Genomic DNA, 17,646 nt, shown 5'->3' on the forward strand with positions numbered 1-17,646 from the left:
ATGGCCAGTATCGCGACACCCACGGAACCACGCGCTAGCGCTGTGCGTGGACCGGATCCCAGCTTGATTGCAAAATACAGTACGCAGGGACCTCGCTATACCTCCTACCCAACCGCTCTAGAGTTTAGCGAGCAATTTACGGTTGCGGATTACGAGCAGCATTTAGATACCGCTCGCAACGACGCCGCGCCCCTGTCGCTTTACGTGCACGTGCCTTTCTGTCGATGGCTTTGCTACTACTGCGGCTGCAATAAAGTGGTGACTAAAAAATCGGGGGCTGGCCGAGAATATCTAGACCATATTGCCATCGAAATTGCGCTTTTATCCCAGCGCATTGGCAACACGCGGCAAGTGTCTCAGTTGCACTTTGGCGGGGGCACTCCCACCTACCTCGACGACGCCGAACTAACTGAATTAATTCACTTATTAGCCTGCCACTTTAATTTAGGCGACGGTAAACAGCGGGAATACAGTATTGAAATTGATCCGCGTACCGTAACGCCAGATCGACTAGCGCTGCTGCGTGGTCTGGGCTTTAATCGTCTGAGTTTTGGTATCCAGGACACTGACCCCGACGTACAGCGGGCCATCAATCGAACCCAGCGAACAGAGCAAATTACAGAACTTGTCGGCGCGGCCAGATCCTATCGTTTCAGCTCAATTAGCTTTGATCTCATCTACGGCTTGCCAAAGCAAAACTGCGATACCTTGAACCGCACCCTGGATGACGTCATTGCACTGCTGCCAGATCGAATTGCCCTGTATCACTACGCGCACTTACCCACGCGATTTCCGGCCCAACGTGCCATCGAAAAACACACGCTCCCCAGCAGTGTAGAAAAACTCGCCATGCTCCGCCTTGCCAATGAGAGCTTAATTGAGGCGGGCTATATATACATCGGTATGGATCATTTTGTTCGTCCCAATGATGAACTTGCCCGCTGCCAAAAAGAGGGGCATTTGCAGCGCAACTTCCAAGGGTATTCAACAACACTAGCACCAGACGTACTGGGCATCGGCGTATCTGCCATTAGTGCCATCGGCGACTGCTACGCCCAAAACAGCAAAGATCTAACGGATTACTATCGCCAACTGGACGCAGGCCAACTCCCCGTTGACAAAGGCCTCATCAAATCCCCGGAAGATCAACTGCGCGCCTACGTCATTATGCAGCTGGCCTGTAATCTCAACATCTCTACTCAGGTTTTTGCCGAAAAATTTAACATATCATTCTGGGAGAAGTTCGCCGATATTCAGCCGAAACTTGAGGAGATGCAGCAAGATGGCTTAGTCATCATCGAACACGCGGGTATCACCGTCACCGAACTCGGCCGAATGATGTTACGGAATGTATGTATGGTGTTTGACCAATACTTAAAAACTCAGACGCAAAGCTATTCCAAAACGATTTAAGCGGCGGTGCTTAAAAGCCATTACTGATTTAATGAATACAGCGAGCATGGATTAAATCAGACTAAACACTTGAATTTTTACCGCAATGACGTGAGAGTAGGTATCATCCTGTGCTATCAAACACGCAACAAGGGAATGCCTACCGTGATTGCCGTCAGCAAGCAAAACGCGCCGTCAAACAAAAACTGCCCGCACAATGCCGCAATCAACTGCACCAGCTGCCGCTTGAGTGCGATTTGCCTACCACTCGCATTAGCGCAGGAAGAAATTGTTCAACTAGATGAAATAGTGCAGCGTGGCCGTCCGCTGCAGAAAGGCCAACACCTCTACCGTGAAAACGATATTTTCACGTCAGTATTTGCGGTGCGATCTGGCTCTGTTAAGGCCTATAGCGTGTCAGATAGCGGCGAAGAACAAGTCAGTGGATTTTACCTGCCCGGCGAAATAATTGGCATGGATGGTATTGGTCACAACCGCTATGCCAACTCGGCGGTCGCCATGGAAGTGTCTGCCATCTGTGAGATTCCCTTTTCAAATGTAGAAGACCTGAGCGCTAAGCTCCCGAATTTGCAAAAGCATTTTTTCAAGCTACTTAGTCAGGAAATCGTTGAAGATCAGCGTCACATTACCATGCTGAGCAAACACACCGCCGACGAGCGAGTAGCCGCGCTTCTTGTTAGTATTTCTGCGCGCAATGCCCGTCGCAATTTATCACCATTAAATTTCCGCCTGCCCATGTCCCGCACCGATATCGGTAATTTCCTCGGCCTGACCATAGAGACGGTAAGCCGCGTATTCAGCCGTTTTGCCAAACAGGGGCTGATTTTAATTGATAAAAAAGAGCTCGAGGTTGTAGACATCGACGAATTGAAACGCATTGCCTCACTCGGGCATTAATTGATTAATTTAACGCCCGGCAAGTAGAGTCAAAATTATTATTGCCCAAACAAGCAATTAGTTGACGTAGATCAAAAGACCCGCTCACCCTATTGGCTATCCTGCCAGATATCACTGGATGATCTTAAGAGAGCGAACCGTGGCGACTTTTGTTAGCAACCCATTTGGATTTCTATTTAACCCCCGCGATCAGTGGCATGCGGTAAGTCGTTTACCGAATTCAGCGCTGGCCAGCAAGCTGCTGTACTCCGTCATTCTGGCTATAGGCCCGTCACTGGCGTGGTACTACGGCGTCACCAAGCAAGGCTGGACCGTCGGTGACGGTGAAATTGTGCTGATGACCGAAGCCAGCGCAATGCGGATTGTAATCGCGTTTTACCTTGTCATGCTGGCCTCCCTCGCCATCATTGGCTACTTCATTCACTGGATGGCCGAAACCTACGGCAGCAATTCTTCGATGACGAAAGGCATGGTGGTGGCCAGCTACACCGCCACGCCCCTTTTTATCGTGGGACTGTGCGGCTTCTACCCCATTTTTTGGCTAGACATGTTACTGGGGATCGCGGGCTTAAGCTGGGCCGTCTACCTCTTGTATATCGGCATTCCCACCGTCATGGATATTCCCGCCGAGCGCGGTTTTCTTTACGCGTCCGCCGTGGTTGGGGTGTGCATGGTGATTTTCATGGCTCTCATGGGCGGTGTTGTGATGCTTTGGGAAATAGGCTTGGCGCCCGTTTTTATCGACGGCTAGCGGCAAAATCACTAGCTGAATTTAACGATCTTTCTGTACTTTACGACCTAAGGAATCCATATGGACTCTCAACTCCAGCAACCCCAGTACGATTATCGCGCCGTGAAAATGTTCACGGTGATGGCCGTCGTCTGGGGCATTGTCGGTATGACAGTAGGGGTTTTGCTGGCGGCCCAATTGGTCTGGCCGGCACTTAACTTTGAAACCTCTTGGCTCAGTTTTGGCCGACTGCGACCACTGCACACCAATGCGGTGATTTTTGCCTTCGGCGGTTGCGCTTTAATGGGCTCGTCTTTTTTTGTGGTGCAGCGCACCTGCCAAGCGCGCCTCGTTGGCGGTCCGCTCATCCCTTTCGTATTCTGGGGCTGGCAGCTGGTCATTGTATTGGCGGCCATCTCGCTGCCAATGGGTTACACCACCTCCAAAGAATACGCCGAATTAGAGTGGCCGATTGATATCTTAATCACCATCGTCTGGGTCGCCTACGCCATTGTGTTTTTCGGCACCATCATGAAACGCCAAATGCGCCATATCTATGTGGCCAACTGGTTCTACGGCGCCTTCATTGTCACCGTCGCGGTGCTCCATATTGTGAATAGCCTGGCGGTTCCCGTCAGCCTGACCAAGTCATACTCGGTATACGCTGGCGCAGTCGATGCCATGGTGCAGTGGTGGTACGGCCACAACGCGGTGGGATTTTTCTTAACCGCGGGTTTCCTGGGAATGATGTACTACTTTGTCCCCAAACAGGCTGAGCGTCCGGTCTATTCCTATCGTTTATCTATTGTGCACTTTTGGGCTCTGATCGCCGTTTATATTTGGGCTGGTCCTCACCATTTGCACTACACCGCCCTGCCCGATTGGGCGCAGAGCTTAGGTATGGTGATGTCGCTGATTCTGTTGGCGCCGTCGTGGGGCGGTATGATCAACGGCATAATGACGCTGTCCGGTGCCTGGCATAAATTGCGCACCGACCCCATTCTGCGTTTTCTCATTGTGTCACTGTCCTTCTACGGTATGTCTACCTTCGAAGGCCCAATGATGTCGATCAAGACGGTTAACTCACTTTCTCACTACACAGACTGGACCATCGGCCACGTTCACTCCGGCGCGCTAGGTTGGGTGGCCATGATCTCAATTGGCACCATCTACCATTTAATACCGGTGTTATTCGACAAGGCTAAAATGTACAGCATCCCCGCTATCAACTTGCACTTTTGGCTGTCCACCATCGGCACCGTGCTCTACATCGCCTCAATGTGGGTGAACGGCATTATTCAGGGCTTGATGTGGCGTGCCTACAACAGCGACGGCAGTTTGACTTACACCTTTGTGGAGTCTGTTGTAGCCAGCCAAGCTGGATTTATTGTGCGCTTCTTCGGTGGCAGCATATTCCTGATCGGCATGTTGGTGATGGCGTGGAATGTGTGGCAGACCATCCGCAATGGCGACGACTTGGCTGTGGTTGAAAGCTCAGCGGAGGTGACAGCATGAATCACGATTTAGTAGAAAAAAATATTGGCTTGATGATCGTCTTTATCATCATCGCCATCAGCTTTGGCGCTCTGGTTGAACTCGTGCCCTTAGCGTTTTTAAAAGAAACCACCGAGCCAATAAAAGGACTCAAGCCCCTCAACGCGATGCAATTAACCGGTCGCGACATTTACATACGCGAAGGCTGCACCGTGTGTCACTCGCAAATGGTGCGCCCGCTGCGCTCAGAAACCGAGCGCTACGGTCACTATTCCGTTGCTGGTGAAGGTGTTTATGAGCATCCTTTTTTGTGGGGTTCGAAACGCACCGGGCCTGATCTGGCGCGAGTAGGCGAGCGCTACAGCAACGAGTGGCATCGCGCCCATTTATTTAACCCGCGCGACGTAGTACCCGAGTCCATTATGCCCTCCTACCCTTGGCTATTTAACAATGACATCGATGGCGAGATGGTCGGTAAAAAAATGGCGGCGCTGCGCAAAGTGGGTGTGCCCTATACCGACGCCGATATTGAAGGCGCCGCAGACCAAGTGGCGGGCATGAAAGAAATCGATGCGGTCATTGCCTATTTGCAGCAACTCGGCACGCTGCTCAAGTACAAGCGCTAGGCGGAGAAAGAACACATGGATCAAGACAGTCTAAGAGCAATTGCGACACTGCTGGTATTTCTGGCTTTTATCGGCCTGAGTTTTAGCGTCTTCCGCAAAAGTCGCAAAACCTATTTTGAAGACGCCGCCCTGCTGCCTTTTTTAGCAGACGATCCCACTGGCAAACCGAAGTTCGGTGCCAAGCCTGCGGAGAAGCACGATGAGTAATTTTTGGAGCATGTGGATCATCGTACTGACCACAATCACAATCGTTCTGATTGTGTGGCTGCTTTTCAGCAATCGCAAAATCACCAAGAGCGGAGAGAATCAAACCACCGGTCACGTCTACGACGGCATAGAAGAGTACGACAACCCTTTGCCGTCTTGGTGGATAAAGATGTTTGTTATCACCATCGTTTTTGCTATCGGCTACCTCATCGCGTATCCAGGCATGGGCAAGTTTCCCGGCTTGTTGCACTGGAGCTCCGTCGGAAAGTGGGAGAACGAAGTTCAGCAGGCCGAGCACGCCACCGAAGCACTCTATAAAAGCTTTATGGATAAAGATATCACCACCCTCGCCACCGACGGGAAAGCAATGCGCACCGCAAAACGTATTTTTGCCAATAACTGCGCAATATGCCACGGCGTGAATGCGGAAGGCAGTTACGGATTTCCCAACCTCACTGATCAAGATTGGCTATATGGCGGCGAACCCGAACAAATTCGCCACTCTATCAGCCAAGGTCGCAACGGCACCATGCCCGCATGGGAAAGTATGTTAGGTACAGATGGACTGGAATCGATGAGCCAACACCTTAGTGACTTGAGCAAAGGCAAGGCCGACGACAGCAGCCCAGCGGCGAACCAGTATGCCATGCTATGTGCAGCCTGCCATGGCCCAGATGGCGGCGGCAATCAAATGATGGGGGCGCCCAAGCTAAACGATAACATCTGGTTGTACGGGGGAGATCTTGGCGCAATCAAACAAAGTATCGGCAAGGGACGATCCGGCCAAATGCCCGCTCACCACGACAAGTTAAGTGAGGAAAAAATTCACCTGCTGACAGCCTATGTTTATCAATTGAGCATGCCTGTTGTAGGCAGCAAACATTAGCAGCCGCGCTGCCGAGTTTAGGTAATGACCGCAAACAGCCAACAATACGATTCGCAGCACCCAAGTCACGATCCGGATCGTATTCCTGTTGAGGAATTCGTTCCTGCCGAAGTGTCAGAAATCGATCTTTATCAAAAGCGGGAAAAAATATACACCCGCAAGATCGAGGGCTTTTTTCAGCGGCTGCGCACCCTAACAGGATGGCCGCTCTTGGCAGGCTATTTCCTACTACCGTGGCTCCAGTGGGGCGATCGGCAATCGGTGCTGTTTGATCTTCCCGCCCGCCAATTTCACATTTTGGGTTTTACCTTCTGGCCGCAAGACCTGACCATGCTCGCTTGGTTACTGATCATTGCGGCCTTCACTTTATTCGCCGTAACCAATTTTGCAGGCCGAGTCTGGTGTGGTTTTACCTGTCCACAAACCGTGTGGACCAGTATTTTTATGTGGATAGAGCAAAAAACCGAGGGCAGTCGCAACCAGCGTATTAAGCTTGATGCCGCGCCGTGGTCCACGCACAAAGCACTCAAGAAACTGCTCAAACACAGCATGTGGTTGTCAGTCGCCTTTTACACTGGTTTTACTTTTGTCGGCTATTTCACGCCTATCAAAGAGCTGAGCTTCGACTTTTTCACATTCAACGTGAACCCGTGGGCGGCATTTTGGATTGGCTTTTTCACCCTCGCGACCTATGGTAATGCGGGGTGGTTGCGGGAACAGGTCTGCATGTATATGTGTCCCTACGCCCGCTTTCAAGCGGCGATGTTCGACCCCGACACCCTGATTATTTCCTACGACCGTAAGCGCGGCGAAAAACGCGGCTCGCGCAAGCGCAACGACAAATCCGAGGACGTCGGGCTCGGCGACTGCATCGACTGCCAGCTCTGTGTGCAAGTGTGCCCAACGGGCATCGATATCCGCGATGGCCTGCAATACCAGTGCATTGGCTGCGCCCTATGCATAGATGCCTGCAATTCAGTCATGAGCAAAATGAACTATCCGAAAAACCTGATTAGCTACACCACCGAAAACGCCCTTGACGGCAAACCCTCAAAAATTTTACGCCCTCGCCTGCTAGGATATTTTCTTGTGGTTCTCGTCATGTGCAGCCTGCTGGGCTACCGCATTGCGGCCAGAGAAACCATTGAGCTCAGTGTACTGCGCGACCGTCAGTCACTGTATATGCAGAGTCAAATCGGTGATATCGACAATCACTACACTATCAAGGTTGCCAATAAAACCCAGCAAGCTCACCACTATAAGCTCTCGGTTGATGCACCCCACGACTTAACACTAATCGGTTCGGTGGAGTTCCAGGTTCTCAGCGGCGAAGTCGTCGAGATTCCCATTACACTTCGCTCTGCAGCGGAACAAGAACTGCACGGTGCCTTCGAAATCCACTTCATGGCACAGCGACTGGATGATAGCGACGACATCGTCAGCCATAAAAGTCGCTTTTTTGCACCCGTCGAGTAAAGCCAAATGACACCGGAGTCTTCTATGCCTATCAACGCCATCATTCCACAGAAGTGGTACCGGCAATTTTGGCCTTGGTTTCTTATCGTATTACCCGGCTCGGTTGTTATTGCCAGTATCGCCACCTTAGTCATTGCCATCACCCACGGCGACAACCTGGTACGCGACGATTACTACAAAGACGGCTTAGCGATAAATCGCTATCTTCAACAAGACGAAATCGCCCAGCAACTGCAGCTTAGCGCAAGCGGTAGAGTCACAGCTGGTTTTATTGAAATCACCCTGAGTAGCAGCAAGCCCCACAGCTACAAACACCTCCTGCTTACATGGCAACACCCCACTGATGCAGACCGAGATTTCAAGACGGTTCTGCTTCAGGACAGTCCCAAGCACTACAGCGGGCAGATTACGGAAAACCTCAGCGGGCGCTGGTATCTGGCTCTGGAGGATTTCGATAGCAAGGAGGATAGCCGCTGGCGTCTGAGGACAGAATTCAACACCGACCTCAGCCAGCATTTCGCTATGAATAATCAGACCGAACACTCGGAGGCACAATGAGTGTTGGCTGCTATCACTGTGGCGAAGCAATTCCCGCTGGTGCTGACTTTACAGTGCTGGTCGATGGTGGGCAGAAATCGGTGTGCTGCCAAGGCTGCCAGGCCGTCGCCGAATGCATACTCGGCGCGGGACTGGACGACTACTACCGTTTGCGCTCTGCCGCAGCGGTAACCCCTAGCAACGGCAGTGACGATTACAGTCGCTTCGATAATGATGCGCTCATCGAAGAATTCTCTCAAAAGGACGGCCAGTATTGGATCAGCCGCTTTAGTGTTGGCGGCTTGCGTTGCGCCGCCTGCGCGTGGCTTATAGAACACCACCTGCAAGGTATCGACGGGGTAGAATCCATCAACGTACACCTGCAAAATGCCGTCGCCACGGTGACGTGGAATCCAGACCTGCTTAAACCCAGCGCACTTTTTGCGGCCTTCAATGCCCTTGGTTACCAGGCCCTGCCCTGGTCGGCGGCCAACCGCGACGTTCAGCTACAAGAAGAAATGGATGGTTTACTGCGGCGCTTGGGGATCGCCGGTATCGGCATGATGCAAGTCGGCATGGTTGCCATTGGCCTTTACGCTGGTGACTTTCAAGGCATCGACAGCAGCACTCGCACCCTGCTAAGACTATTCAGTCTATTAATTACCACACCTGTGCTGCTCTACTCCGCACAACCCTTTTTCAAAAACGCGTGGCGCTCGATACGTCACATGCATTTAGGCATGGACGTACCTGTCTCCATTGCCTTGAGCGCAGCGTATATAGCGAGTGTGATAGCGACCCTGCGCCAAGGTGAACACGTCTATTACGATACCATCAGCATGTTTACGTTTTTCCTGTTGTTGAGCCGCTACCTTCAACTGCGGGTCAGCCAGTACCAGCATCGCGGCACCGCACTTCCCATGTCAGCACGTAAAATTGCCCAGCTTGGCAGCAGCCGCTCTGAGTGGGTTGCAGTGAAATCGCTAGCCGTAGGCGACCTCATCAGCGTTCATCCCGGTGAAACCATTGCCGTTGACGGCATTATTCGACGCGGCCAAAGCAGTGTAGAGAGCAGTGCGTTTAGCGGCGAATTTCTGCCCACACACTGCGGGCCAAACGATGCCGTAATGGCAGGCAGCAGCAATCTCGACGGCACTCTCGAAATTGAAGTAAGCGCCGTTGCAGCCGATACCGCCTGGACCAAAATCACCCAACTACTTGAGCAAGCTCAGAGCAGCAAACCAGCCATAGCGCAGCTCGCCGACCGCATCGCCAGCCATTTTGTGTCACTGGTGCTGTTAATCAGCGGCCTGAGTTTTGCCTACTGGTACGGTCGCGATAACGGCTTGGCGTTTACTATTACACTATCAGTATTGGTAGTTAGCTGCCCCTGCGCCCTGTCGTTAGCAACACCTGCCAGCTATACCGCAGCGATCAAATCCCTGGGTAAGCACGGCATATTGTTAACAAATGGTCGTGTTCTAGAACAACTGCGCAACGTCACCCACCTTATTTTCGACAAGACCGGAACGCTCACCGAGGGCCGCCCCCACATTATATCTTGCCGCCTGTTCGGCGACATAGACGAACACACCGCGCGCCGGATAGCCGCCGCCCTCGAAGCGCCTTCACGTCATCCGATTGCCCATGCGTTTAAAAGAAAAGACAAAATAGACGTAGCTTTAAATGTCGAAAATAGTGAGCTAATCAGCGGGGCGGGAATTCGCGGCACCATCAATGGCTGTCACTACCGGATTGGCAGTGCCGCGTTTTGCGGCGTAGCGCCGAAGCACAATAGCGCCCATCTCAATGTTTATCTAGCCGATGAAAAACGAGTTTTAGCGCACTTCCAACTCGCCGATGAAATTCGCCGCGACGCTTTAGAACTAGTACAAAATGTACAGCGGGCGGGACTGCATATTGATATTCTAAGCGGCGACAATTCCGGCCAAGTCGCTGAAATTGCGGGCATGCTCAACATCGAAAACTATCAAGCCGGGTGCAGTGCCGCGCAAAAACTCGCCCACGTTAAAAAACTACAAGCCGACGGTGCGATCGTGATGATGGTTGGTGACGGTGTTAATGACGCCCCCGTTATTGCCGCCGCCGATATCTCGATTGCCATGAGCAGCGCCAGTGAATTGACCCGCACCCAGGCTGATGTGGTGCTGCTCGATAACCAGTTACAAAGTATCAGCACCCTGTTTAGTAAAGCACAGCAAAGTCGACGTGTTTTGCTGCAAAACCTGAGCTGGGCCTTACTCTACAATCTGCTCGCCCTGCCCCTAGCTGCTATGGGCTTAGTGCCACCGTGGCTCGCGGCACTGGGCATGTCACTAAGCTCTCTATTGGTGGTATTGAACGCATTGCGTATCGGCGCCAGTCACACAGATAGCAAACCGCGCGCCACTAGCACCGAACCCAAAGAAATTAAGACTCTGGCAACAAATGGAGTTCGTCATGGCTAGTTTAATGATCCTTTTACCGATTGCGCTGGTCTTTTTCGGGCTGGCGATTTTTTTATTTTGGTGGTCAGTGGGCAATAAGCAATTTGACGATCTAGACAGGGAGGGCCAGCGTATTTTATTCGACGAAAAAACAAAGCCTCGCGACCCACACCAACAGCCCCAAGGAGAATCACACCATGATGCCTGAGGTTTTGCCCCAGGCCCTCAGCTACTCCGCAGCATTTTTGCTGGGCTTAGTCGGCAGCCCCCATTGCCTTGGCATGTGCGGTGGCATCGCCGGGCTGCTCGGCGCATCAACCCAAACTACAGCACCTGTTAAACACAGCGTTCAATACCAACACAGCAGCGTCATCGCCAAAAGCAACGCAGCCGGCAGCCTACAAAGTATTTATTACAACCTGCTGTTTCAGCTAGGGCGGATTTCTAGCTATGCATTGCTCGGCGCCATTATCGGCGGATCAGTTGCCGCGTTGGGATCATTGGCACAGTCACAGCTAATCCCTATCAGCCAAGTCTTGCGCGTACTCGCCAGCGTCATGTTAATCATCATGGCGCTATCCATCGCGGGCTGGAGTCGAATTGCCATGCTACTAGAAAAATTAGGTGGTCGCGTTTGGCAAAAGTTACAACCGGTGACCAAACGCTTTATTCCAATCGACTCGCCCGCAAAGGCTATCGCGATAGGCGGTTTGTGGGGTTTTTTACCCTGCGGACTCATATACAGCGCCCTCACTTGGTCGGCCCTAAGCGGCAGCGCAATACAGTCGGCAATCCTGATGGCCTGCTTTGGTTTAGGTACAGCGCCAGCGGTAGTCAGCATCGGCAGCTTGAGCGGCGGTCTGCGCAGCACATTGAAAAAGCCCCTCACTCGCATAGGCCTTGCCGCCCTATTAATCTTGCTAGCGATCTACCCTTTATACACAATGGTTCAGCACCAGAGCCACCATCACTCGGCACACAATACTGAAAGCACCACGTAAGCCAATACTAAAAACAAAAAGCATGTCGAATAAGCCAGCACAGCCCCCCTCTCACCGAACATTCGGTAATGTTAACTACCGCGCCGCCATACAGTGCTTTTGATGAGAAAGCTTAGCGAGGAATTCCGCGACGTTAATTAATGTAAGTCGAAACAATACAACGACGTTTAAATTTAAAAGCAGTACTTACCCGCCGCTTTTAGCGCTAACCCGCGCAAATCAATGAATACCGACACTTCCCATAGATAAAGCCTTGCCCCGCGAGGTCCTGGCCAGACAAAAACAGGTATCGGCATCGTCTGCCTAGGAGGTCCAAGTTTTCTGACCATTAGTAATATACTTACCCCACCCGCGCGCCGCTCCCTCGACATCTACGTTTCTATCTAGCGAAGTTGGATGAAACTTTCTCCATCATTATTGAAAACCGACCATTTGGTCTGTACCCTGCTCGCAAGTTACAATCCACTTTTTCCGGGGTACACATGCAAAAGCTGCTCGATCGCCTTAATGATCTTTTTGAGCAAGTTCCAACGGCCGTCAGACCATATCGCTGGCTTATTACGCTTGTCTTTGTGGGCATATCTATATTGATGGCGACCGGCATTAACAAGCATTTCACCATCAATATGGCACCGGAATCATGGTACCCAAAAGGCGCCGATACCATTGTCATTCGCGACGCCTACCGGCGCTTATTCGGCAGCGACGACAATGTATATATCGTCTACCAACCCAAATCGGGCGATGTCTTTTCCGAACAGGCCTTACGCGATATTGCAGAGCTTCATCAAGACTTAGAAGACGCTAGCCTCCAAGCAGAGCCGAATGAATTATCGCGCATCGTAAAAATTGATAGCCTGTACAACGCGCGCTACCAGATTTCCGACGGCGACACCCTGATCTCCAAAAAACTCATTGGCGCAGATTTTCCCAACAGCGCTGAGGAGCGCGAGCAACGTCGCGCCATCGCGATCACACAAGAAAGTTTTTCGCGAATGTTTTTCTCTAATGACTTCCGTTACGGCGGTATCAGCTTAAAAACCAACATCGGCGCCGTCCCTAAGCAAACTCAAATCACGGATAACACCCAAAGTACCGATCTACTGCAAGAAGACGCCTTTGGCTTTGGCCTGGAAATAGACTCCCCGCTAGAGGTCGAAGCCAGTGCAGAAACCAATGAGGTGGAATTTGTCGGGGTTCAGCTAGACGAATACATGCATTTCGTGGCTGCGCTTCGCGAGGTTATCGACCAAGATAAATACTCAAATTTCGATTTTTATCTGGTCGGCAACGCCGTCACCATGGAATTTATCATGAACGGCGTCTTCGAAGCGGCCGGCTTAATACTGATGATGGTGTTGCTCATTGTCATATTACTTTGGGCCCTGTTCCGCTCATTAAGCGCGGTGCTTTGGTCCCTGTTGGTTGTGATTTTCGCTGGGTTTTGGGCTATCGGCGCAGGCGCGTGGCTAGGTGTCAGCTACACCACAATGATGACGTTAACGGTCATGCTGGTATTGGCGGTAGGCATCGCTAGCTGCGTTCACATCTTGAGCGCCTACACGCTATTCAGTCGCCAGGGCGCCGACCACCAGTACGCGATGACAAAGGCCTATCGCAAAACCGGCTTACCTATTCTACTCACCTCACTAACAACCGCCGTTGGCATGCTGTCGTTAACACTAACCGATATGCCGGTAATACAAGTCTTTGGCGCCACCTCTGCTATGGCTGTCATATTTTCGTTTATTTTAATCTTCACACTCCTACCCTGCGCACTGGACTTGTGGCACCCAAAACTACGCGGTTCACAACAGACCAAACAGCAGGGCAAGAAGCCATTAATAGATTTGCAGCCACTGATGATATGGATTGGCGACTTTACCGAGCGCAGAAGTAAAACCATTGTCATCAGCTATCTCGTCATTTTCATTGCCATGTGTATTGGCGCGATTAATTTAAAAATCGATTCCAACTCCGCCATGATGGCGAGAGAAGATACCCCGCTACGGCAGTCCTTAAAAATAGTAGATGAAGAAATGATGGGGGGCATGAGTTTAGAAGTGCTTACTCGTTTTGGCAGTGCAGACGCCTTAAAAGACCCGCGAGTGCTGAAAGCCGCCGATGAGCTACAAAGACACATTGCCGCCAACTACGCCGACAAAGTCATCAAAACCTTTTCACTGGCTAATGTGGTAAAAGACACCAACAGCGTACTGAACAATAACGACGAGCAGTACCGAGTCATACCAGACGATCCGCGCCTAACAGCGCAGCTTTTGTATATGTTCAACAATGCCAATCCGACCGATCGACGGGAAACCGTTAACGACGATTACAGCAGCAGCCATATCTCTATTATGTTGCGCAATGGCGGCACCTACGAATACACCGCTTTTTTCAAAGAACTTAAACAAGACATGGCACGAATATACGAACCGCTGCGGGCCGACTACCCCAATATGCGCGTCGAGCTTACCGGTACCTTTAATTTGGCGGTGGAGCTAATGGACCATATTGCCTGGACTCAGTTAAAGAGTTTTAGCTTTGTGTTAATCATTATCACCGTGCTCATGATCATAAGCTTGGGGTCTCCCCAGGCTGGCGCGATCTCGATGATTCCCAATATATTACCGGGGATTGTCACCTTCGGCTTAATGGGCTGGTTAGGCATTCCGCTAGACGGCGACACCTTGATTGTTGCCCCTATTATCATCGGCATTGCCGTAGACGACACTATTCACTTCCTGACCCACTATCGGGCGTCATGGATAGAACACGGCGACGTCGGTATCGCGGTACGCCAAACCCTCAGCGAAGTCGGTCAAGCGGTTGCCTTTACCAGCCTTGTCCTGGGGCTTGGCTTTGCCATTCTTATTTTTGCCAGTTACCTCGGGCTCGCCAAGCCCGGCTTGTTTGGCTCATTAGCTATTTTGGTAGCGCTGCTATCAGACTTACTTTTCCTACCGGCACTGATGCACTGGCTAAAACCCAATATGGGTAGAGATAAAGTCCTTAAGCTGGCAAATGAGCAAGCAGCAACGAGCTAAATTCGTAAAGACAAAGCCACAATACACTCACGCTGGAATAACGAATAAACAGGTGAAAACATGAAGAAATTAGCACTATTAAGCACTGCCGCGAGCATCGCTTTACTGAACTTAGCGCTGAATAGCGCCGCGCTAGCCAACGAGGATAACGCCCAGCTCATCATGGAAAAAATGGACGAGCAACAGCGCCTGGTTTCCGACGGTAGCCTCACTCGCTCACAATTATCTACCTGTAAATTCGGGCAGAAAGATAAACAGATCAACTGTGTTGAAACACCGCGTGTAAAAGTACTCGAGTCGGTTTCAAAGCAGTACGGCCCCGATAAGAAAGATAGCAAGGGCGTCTCTATTTTACTTGAACCCGCCAGTGAGCGCGGCATCGGCATGCTGACTTACAACTACGACGATCCCGGTCGTGACACCGAATCCTGGCTCTATCTATCGGCACTGGGTAAGGTAAAACGCATGGCCAGCGGCACCGGTGAAGACAGCGAGCCAGTTTCCGTATTCGGTTCAGAGTTCACCACCGAAGATATGGAAAGCGGTAACACCAACGAATACGATTACAAAATCTTACAGCAAGGTCCCTTCGGTGATCGCGAAGTGTGGGTAATAGAGGCCATACCCAAACCCGTGCGCGCGGTAAAAACAGAATACAGCAAGCTACTCTATTGGGTAGACAAAGAACGCTACACCTTGCTCAAGGCCCAGACCTATGACAAGCGCGGCAAGCCCTATAAGCAACTCACATTTAAAAACATAGAAAAAATTAATGCCCTGTGGATTGCTCGCGATGTGACATTGATAAATCTACAATCACAGCGACTATCAAATATGAAAACCGAGGCAATCACGACCAATGTCGCCGTCGAAGACGAGTTTCTTACTCAGCGCACGCTGACCGACTTTGCTTACCGTGAAAAAACCCTGGAAGCACTGCGTAAGTATTTCCAATAATGAAATACAGAAACCGTATTTTAGCGCTGGGTTTTTGCTGTGCTAGCACACTCGTCGCCGCCAGTGATGATTTATTAGCTACCGATGATTTTGCATTTGATACCAGTGAAATAGAAGTATCAAAGCCGCATTGGACGGATGGTTTCAAAACCACCTTGGAACACAGCCACACCCAAATTCCCGCCGAACCGAGCCGCGAGCAAAGCAGTGTGCGGCTAGAGTACGAAAGCAATATCGCCGATGGTTGGTATGCAAAACTGGATACGCGCTACCGCTACTTTTGGGACAAAGACGACCTTGCCGAAGCCCGTGGCGATGCTTATGGACGCAACAAATTACAGCGCGCCTGGCTGCAATATAGTCGAGGCGCCTGCACCGCCACCGCAGGCAGACAAACCTTAATCTGGGGAACCGTCGAAGGCACTTTTGTCACCGACATTGTCACCCCCTTCGACTACACCGAGCAGTTGCTAACAGAGTACGGCAATGTGCGATTAGCCCAAGATATGCTGGTCGGCGAATGTTTTGTTGCGAATGCGCAAATACAAGCGTTTTACACCCCAGAAGCGGAAACGGATATTTTTCAACACCACCCTTTAAGCTTCACCATAGCGCCAACCGTACCCGCTATTCATCTCGACCAAGACGCAAAGGAAGAATGGGGATTGCGTTATAAATGGCAGGGCGGACGCTATGATATAAGCCTGATGTATGCCCAGCTCTACGACAATACGGCAACGCCTGTCATTAACAATAATAGCGGCAGCACCCTTAACGATGATGACGCTAACTATCTGCCGGAAATTATCGCATCGCTGATGAACACCGGAAGTCTGCCCCCAGGTCTCAGTGTCGAAGCAGAACTCGCTAAGTTCGACCTCGTAGGTGTCGCCAGTACCATCGCTGTCGGTCGACTGCTGCTTAAGGCCGAAGCCGCTTTCCGAGACAATCAATTACTGCGGTTTAGCACGGAGCGAACCGAGCGCTACGATGCAGCCTTAGGTTTTGAATACACCACCAGCGACAACCATATATTCAATGGCGGTGTGTGGGCGACGCACCTTAAAAACGATAAACTCAAACAAAGAGATATTCAGGTCATAACCATGGGCTGGCGCCACAGCTATTTAAATGACAACCTCGTGATGAGCGTGCTGGGAAACTGGGCGTCGAACCCCCGCTTCGCCACCGCGACGATACTGGCCGAGTACCAATGGAGTGATTATTGGAGCAGCGCTTTTGCGCTAAGCCTCGCCGACTTGGACGAGTCAAGCAAAGACCTTCCTGTCGCTTCCGCTGAAAAAGCCGCGACATTAAGTATTAAATATGAATTCTGACGAACGTAGACAAAAAATAGTCATTGCCGCCATCGAGGTCTTATTGGAAAAAGGCGTCGCGGCCAGTCGCATGAACGATTTTGTCAGCGCCTCGGGCTTGAGCAAAGGCGGTGTTTACCACCATTTTGATAGCAAAGAAAACCTGTTGATAGGCGTGCTCGAACATCTCATGGGCAACGTCCTTGATCCAGTCAATATGCAAATTGACGCGAATGAATCTGCCTGTCTGCAACTTCAGAGGATGATCATCAGCCGGGAAGATGTGATAGCGGAAATGAGTGCTTACAATCAAATTTTTCTAGATTTTTTTGTCCAAGCCCGATCATTTCCCATTTTCAAAGAACGCATTAATTCACAATACGCTATTGCCCACACTCACATTGCAAACCTAATTCGGCTGGGCATCAAACAGGGCGAGTTTGACCAAGACACCGATGCAGATGGCATCGCCGCAGGTTTGCGAGGTATTTTCGATGGCATCGGTATCGCATTGTCCATCGCACCGGAGAAAATCAATTTTCCTCACTCTGCTATTCAAAGTGCGCTGGCATTAATACGCGGGATTACTAAATAACGACGCACCGATAC

The 17,646-nt window shown here is 51.0% G+C and carries 16 protein-coding genes; all 16 read left to right on the forward strand.

Annotated features, from left to right (window positions below; translation table 11 throughout):
- The gene (gene hemN, locus AAC007_RS14435) at positions 1-1,413 is read left to right on the forward strand and encodes an oxygen-independent coproporphyrinogen III oxidase (RefSeq protein ID WP_339677725.1); all 1,413 of its coding nucleotides are present in this window, start codon (positions 1-3) and stop codon (positions 1,411-1,413) included.
- A 147-nt stretch (positions 1,414-1,560) separates the two neighbouring features.
- Entirely contained in the window at positions 1,561-2,310 is a 750-nt protein-coding gene (gene fnr, locus AAC007_RS14440) for a fumarate/nitrate reduction transcriptional regulator Fnr (protein ID WP_339677769.1), read from the forward strand.
- 139 nt (positions 2,311-2,449) lie between these two features.
- A complete protein-coding gene (locus tag AAC007_RS14445; protein WP_339677727.1) occupies positions 2,450-3,061 on the forward strand; it encodes a Yip1 family protein in 612 nt (203 codons plus the stop codon).
- 60 nt (positions 3,062-3,121) lie between these two features.
- Positions 3,122-4,555 (forward strand): cytochrome-c oxidase, cbb3-type subunit I, encoded by a 1,434-nt coding sequence (gene ccoN / locus AAC007_RS14450; protein WP_339677728.1) that lies wholly within the window; start codon positions 3,122-3,124, stop codon positions 4,553-4,555.
- Complete coding sequence (ccoO, locus tag AAC007_RS14455; protein WP_296436197.1) at positions 4,552-5,160, forward strand: cytochrome-c oxidase, cbb3-type subunit II; 609 nt, start codon at positions 4,552-4,554, stop codon at positions 5,158-5,160. The genes ccoN and ccoO overlap by 4 nt, the downstream gene beginning before the upstream one ends.
- Before the next feature lie 15 nt (positions 5,161-5,175).
- The gene (locus tag AAC007_RS14460) at positions 5,176-5,367 is read left to right on the forward strand and encodes a CcoQ/FixQ family Cbb3-type cytochrome c oxidase assembly chaperone (protein ID WP_296436198.1); all 192 of its coding nucleotides are present in this window, start codon (positions 5,176-5,178) and stop codon (positions 5,365-5,367) included.
- Positions 5,360-6,253, forward strand: coding sequence for a cytochrome-c oxidase, cbb3-type subunit III (ccoP, locus tag AAC007_RS14465; protein ID WP_339677731.1), 894 nt, complete (start codon positions 5,360-5,362; stop codon positions 6,251-6,253). Before AAC007_RS14460 ends, ccoP begins: the two co-directional genes overlap by 8 nt.
- A gap of 24 nt (positions 6,254-6,277) precedes the next feature.
- Positions 6,278-7,729 (forward strand): cytochrome c oxidase accessory protein CcoG, encoded by a 1,452-nt coding sequence (gene ccoG, locus AAC007_RS14470; protein ID WP_339677733.1) that lies wholly within the window; start codon positions 6,278-6,280, stop codon positions 7,727-7,729.
- A 24-nt stretch (positions 7,730-7,753) separates the two neighbouring features.
- Positions 7,754-8,287: a FixH family protein gene (locus AAC007_RS14475; RefSeq protein ID WP_339677734.1), complete on the forward strand. Its 534-nt coding sequence runs from the start codon at positions 7,754-7,756 to the stop codon at positions 8,285-8,287.
- Complete coding sequence (locus AAC007_RS14480) at positions 8,284-10,734, forward strand: heavy metal translocating P-type ATPase (protein ID WP_339677736.1); 2,451 nt, start codon at positions 8,284-8,286, stop codon at positions 10,732-10,734. The genes AAC007_RS14475 and AAC007_RS14480 overlap by 4 nt, the downstream gene beginning before the upstream one ends.
- Entirely contained in the window at positions 10,727-10,921 is a 195-nt protein-coding gene (ccoS, locus tag AAC007_RS14485) for a cbb3-type cytochrome oxidase assembly protein CcoS (protein ID WP_296436203.1), read from the forward strand. Before AAC007_RS14480 ends, ccoS begins: the two co-directional genes overlap by 8 nt.
- Positions 10,911-11,714, forward strand: coding sequence for a sulfite exporter TauE/SafE family protein (locus AAC007_RS14490; RefSeq protein ID WP_339677738.1), 804 nt, complete (start codon positions 10,911-10,913; stop codon positions 11,712-11,714). Before ccoS ends, AAC007_RS14490 begins: the two co-directional genes overlap by 11 nt.
- 482 nt (positions 11,715-12,196) lie before the next feature.
- On the forward strand, positions 12,197-14,764 hold the full coding sequence (locus AAC007_RS14495; protein WP_339677740.1) for an MMPL family transporter: 2,568 nt from the start codon (positions 12,197-12,199) through the stop codon (positions 14,762-14,764).
- A gap of 60 nt (positions 14,765-14,824) precedes the next feature.
- On the forward strand, positions 14,825-15,721 hold the full coding sequence (locus AAC007_RS14500; protein ID WP_339677742.1) for an outer membrane lipoprotein-sorting protein: 897 nt from the start codon (positions 14,825-14,827) through the stop codon (positions 15,719-15,721).
- Positions 15,721-17,058: a DUF1302 family protein gene (locus AAC007_RS14505; protein WP_339677744.1), complete on the forward strand. Its 1,338-nt coding sequence runs from the start codon at positions 15,721-15,723 to the stop codon at positions 17,056-17,058. The genes AAC007_RS14500 and AAC007_RS14505 overlap by 1 nt, the downstream gene beginning before the upstream one ends.
- Positions 17,048-17,632: a TetR/AcrR family transcriptional regulator gene (locus AAC007_RS14510; RefSeq protein ID WP_339677746.1), complete on the forward strand. Its 585-nt coding sequence runs from the start codon at positions 17,048-17,050 to the stop codon at positions 17,630-17,632. Before AAC007_RS14505 ends, AAC007_RS14510 begins: the two co-directional genes overlap by 11 nt.
- The last annotated feature ends 14 nt before the right edge of the window (positions 17,633-17,646 follow it).

Origin of the sequence: uncultured Zhongshania sp., assembly GCF_963975605.1 — a bacterium.
Taxonomy (GTDB): domain Bacteria; phylum Pseudomonadota; class Gammaproteobacteria; order Pseudomonadales; family Spongiibacteraceae; genus Spongiibacter; species Spongiibacter aquimaris.

Excerpts from the sequence above, each read along its gene's own strand:
- ccoO (WP_296436197.1), top strand. The coding sequence starts at position 4,552 with ATGAATCACGATTTAGTAGAAAAAAATATTGGCTTGATGATCGTCTTT.
- ccoN (WP_339677728.1), top strand. The coding sequence starts at position 3,122 with ATGGACTCTCAACTCCAGCAACCCCAGTACGATTATCGCGCCGTGAAA.
- ccoS (WP_296436203.1), top strand. The coding sequence starts at position 10,727 with ATGGCTAGTTTAATGATCCTTTTACCGATTGCGCTGGTCTTTTTCGGG.
- AAC007_RS14480 (WP_339677736.1), top strand. The coding sequence starts at position 8,284 with ATGAGTGTTGGCTGCTATCACTGTGGCGAAGCAATTCCCGCTGGTGCT.
- AAC007_RS14490 (WP_339677738.1), top strand. The coding sequence starts at position 10,911 with ATGATGCCTGAGGTTTTGCCCCAGGCCCTCAGCTACTCCGCAGCATTT.
- AAC007_RS14495 (WP_339677740.1), top strand. The coding sequence starts at position 12,197 with ATGCAAAAGCTGCTCGATCGCCTTAATGATCTTTTTGAGCAAGTTCCA.
- AAC007_RS14505 (WP_339677744.1), top strand. The coding sequence starts at position 15,721 with ATGAAATACAGAAACCGTATTTTAGCGCTGGGTTTTTGCTGTGCTAGC.
- AAC007_RS14475 (WP_339677734.1), top strand. The coding sequence starts at position 7,754 with ATGCCTATCAACGCCATCATTCCACAGAAGTGGTACCGGCAATTTTGG.
- ccoG (WP_339677733.1), top strand. The coding sequence starts at position 6,278 with ATGACCGCAAACAGCCAACAATACGATTCGCAGCACCCAAGTCACGAT.
- AAC007_RS14460 (WP_296436198.1), top strand. The coding sequence starts at position 5,176 with ATGGATCAAGACAGTCTAAGAGCAATTGCGACACTGCTGGTATTTCTG.
- AAC007_RS14500 (WP_339677742.1), top strand. The coding sequence starts at position 14,825 with ATGAAGAAATTAGCACTATTAAGCACTGCCGCGAGCATCGCTTTACTG.
- ccoP (WP_339677731.1), top strand. The coding sequence starts at position 5,360 with ATGAGTAATTTTTGGAGCATGTGGATCATCGTACTGACCACAATCACA.
- AAC007_RS14510 (WP_339677746.1), top strand. The coding sequence starts at position 17,048 with ATGAATTCTGACGAACGTAGACAAAAAATAGTCATTGCCGCCATCGAG.
- hemN (WP_339677725.1), top strand. The coding sequence starts at position 1 with ATGGCCAGTATCGCGACACCCACGGAACCACGCGCTAGCGCTGTGCGT.